Annotated in this window: 2 protein-coding genes and 1 pseudogene; all 3 read left to right on the top strand. The window is 73.1% G+C overall.

Translation table 11 applies throughout. From position 1 onward, the window contains the following. Positions 1 to 177: pseudogene (locus AX737_RS35265) on the top strand (thymidylate kinase); the annotation flags it as partial. Then, positions 167 to 1,225, top strand: a complete 1,059-nt coding sequence (locus AX737_RS01360) for a DNA polymerase III subunit delta' (protein ID WP_066918377.1) — start codon at positions 167 to 169, stop codon at positions 1,223 to 1,225. The pseudogene AX737_RS35265 and the gene AX737_RS01360, both read left to right, overlap by 11 nt. 36 nt (positions 1,226 to 1,261) lie before the next feature. After that, positions 1,262 to 2,767, top strand: a 1,506-nt coding sequence (gene metG, locus AX737_RS01355) for a methionine--tRNA ligase (protein WP_066918375.1), incomplete at its 3' end; no start/stop codon positions are given.

The following is a 2,767-nucleotide window of genomic DNA, read 5'->3' as shown; positions in this document are numbered from 1 at the left end:
ACCGTCGAGTTCCACCGCCGCCTGCGCGACGCCTTCCGGGCGATCGCCGCGGCCGAGCCGGAGCGCTGCGCCGTGATCGATGCGGGCCAGGAGCCCGATGCCGTCGAGGCCGCGATCCGCTCGGTCGTCGCGGCGCGCCTGCCGGCCTTGCGCGGGGAGGGCCTCGATGCCGCCTGAGCGCGCGCCCGACGACGCCGAGGCGGGCGATCTCGCGGGCCTGCCCCGCCCGCGCGAGCACACCCGCCTCGTCGGCCACGCGGCGGCCGAGGCCGCCTTCGCCCAGGCCCACGCGGCGGGTCGGCTGCACCACGCCTGGCTGATCGCCGGCCCGCCCGGCATCGGCAAGGCGACGCTGGCCTACCGGGTGGCGCGGCGCCTGCTCGCCGACCCGGCGGGCTTCACCGACGTGCCGGCCGAGCACCCGACCGCCCGCAAGGTCGCGGCGCTCTCGCACCCGAATCTCGTGGCGCTCCGCCGCCACCGGGCGCCCGGCGCCAAGACCCTGCCGACCCGGATCCCCGTCGATGCGGTGCGCCGCGCCCTCGATCTCTTCGGCTCGACCGCCGGCACCGAGGGCTGGCGGATCTGCCTCGTGGACAGCGCCGAGGATCTCAACGCCAACAGCGCCAACGCCCTCCTGAAGATGCTGGAGGAGCCGCCGCCCCGCGCCCTGTTCCTGATCGTCGCGCACGCGCCGGGCCGGCTCCTGCCGACGATCCGCTCGCGCTGCCGCATGCTGACGCTCCGCCCGCTCGCCGAGGCCGAGGTGGCGGAGGTGGTCGCGGGCTTCCCCCCGCCCTTCGGCGCGCCAGACGCCGAGACGCTCGCCCGCGCCGCCGCTCTCTCCGAGGGCTCGGTCGCCCGCGCGGTGGCGATGCTCGATCCGGCCCGGGCCGGCATCGTCGCCGAGACCGAGACGCTGCTCGCCCGGCTCGACCATCCGGACTGGCGCCGCATCCTGGCGCTCGCGGAGAAGCTCGCGGGCCGCGAGGCCGAGCCCCTGTTCGAGGCGGCCTGCGAGACCGTCTCGCGCTTCGTCTCGGCCGAGCTCGACGCCCGCCGCCACGAGTCCCCGAGCCGCCTTGCGGCCCTGGTCGAGGTGTGTGACAAGTTCGCCCGCGCCGCCCGGGAGGCCGCGATCTACAATCTCGATCGCCGCCCCGTCGTCCTCGCGCTGTTCACCGATCTCGCGGGCACCATCTCCGCGGGCACGGCCCGCGCCTGACCGGCCCGGCACGCCCGCAGCGGGAACGGACCTGACGTGACGGACAGCAAGACCTTCAGCATCTCGACGGCGATCTCCTACCCGAACGGCGCGCCGCATATCGGCCACGCCTACGAGGTGATCGCCACCGACGCCATCGCGCGCTTCAAGCGCCTCGACGGCTACGACGTGCTGTTCTCCACCGGCACCGACGAGCACGGGCTGAAGATCCAGCAGGCCGCGACGCGGGCCGGCGTCAGCCCGCGCCAGTACGTCGAGGGCACCGCCGCCCCGTTCCGCGCCATGGCCGACCGGCTCGACTGCGCCTACGACCGCTTCATCCGCACCACCGAGCCCGAGCACTACGCCGCCGCCCAGGAGCTGTGGCGCCGCATGGAAGCCAACGGCGACATCTACCTCGCCAAGTATGCCGGCTGGTACTCGGTCCGCGACGAGGCCTACTACGACGAGGCCGAGACGGTGCTGCAGGCCGACGGCAGCCGCCGCTCGGCCAAGACCGACACGCCCGTCGAGTGGATGGAGGAGGAGAACTTCCTCTTCCGCCTCTCGGCCTACCAGGACCGGCTCCTGACGCTCTACGCCGAGCGGCCCGACTTCCTCGGGCCCGACACCCGCATGAACGAGGTGGCGAGCTTCGTGCGCGGCGGCCTCAACGACCTCTCGATCAGCCGCACCACCTTCGACTGGGGCGTGCCGGTGCCGGGCCATCCGGGCCACGTCATGTACGTCTGGGTCGATGCTCTGACGAACTACCTCACGGTCACAGGCTTCCCGAACGAGGCCGATCCGCGCAAAAAATACTGGCCGATGGACCTGCACGTCATCGGCAAGGACATCGTGCGCTTCCACGCGGTGTACTGGCCGGCCTTCCTGATGTCGGCCGGGCTGCCGCTGCCCAAACGCGTCTTCGGCCACGGCTTCCTGCTCTCGCGGGGCGAGAAGATGTCGAAGTCGCTCGGCAACGTGGTCGACCCGCTCGACCTCGCCGAGACCTACGGGGTCGATCCGGTGCGCTACTTCGTGCTGCGCGAGGTGCCCTTCGGCGGCGACGGCAACTACAGCCACGACGGCATCATCAACCGCATCAACGCGGACCTCGCCAACGATCTCGGCAACCTCGCGCAGCGCTCGCTCTCGATGGTGGCCAAGAACTGCGAAGCCGCGGTGCCCGAGCCCGGCGCCCTCACGGAGGCCGACCGCGCCCTGCTCGACGCCGCAGGCGCGCTCCCCGAGAAGGCCCGCGCCGCCATGGACGTGCCGGCGCCCCACACGGCGCTCGCCGAGATCTGGGCCGTGGTGGCGGAGGCCAACCGCTACTTCGCGGGCGAGGAGCCGTGGAAGCTCCGCAAGAGCGACCCGGCCCGGATGAACACGGTGCTGTACGTGACGCTGGAGACGCTGCGCCGTGTCGGCCTGCTGGTCCAGCCCTTCGTGCCCTCCGCGGCGGCGAGGCTCCTCGACCTGCTCGCCGTGCCGGCCGACCGGCGGATGCTCAAGGATGTGGGGGAGGGCGGTGATCTCGTCCCCGGCACGCCCCTGCCC

Source organism: Methylobacterium sp. CCH5-D2 (assembly GCF_001556475.1).
Classification (GTDB): Bacteria; Pseudomonadota; Alphaproteobacteria; order Rhizobiales; family Beijerinckiaceae; genus Methylobacterium; species Methylobacterium hispanicum.
This window is presented reverse-complemented; position numbering and strand designations above follow the sequence as displayed.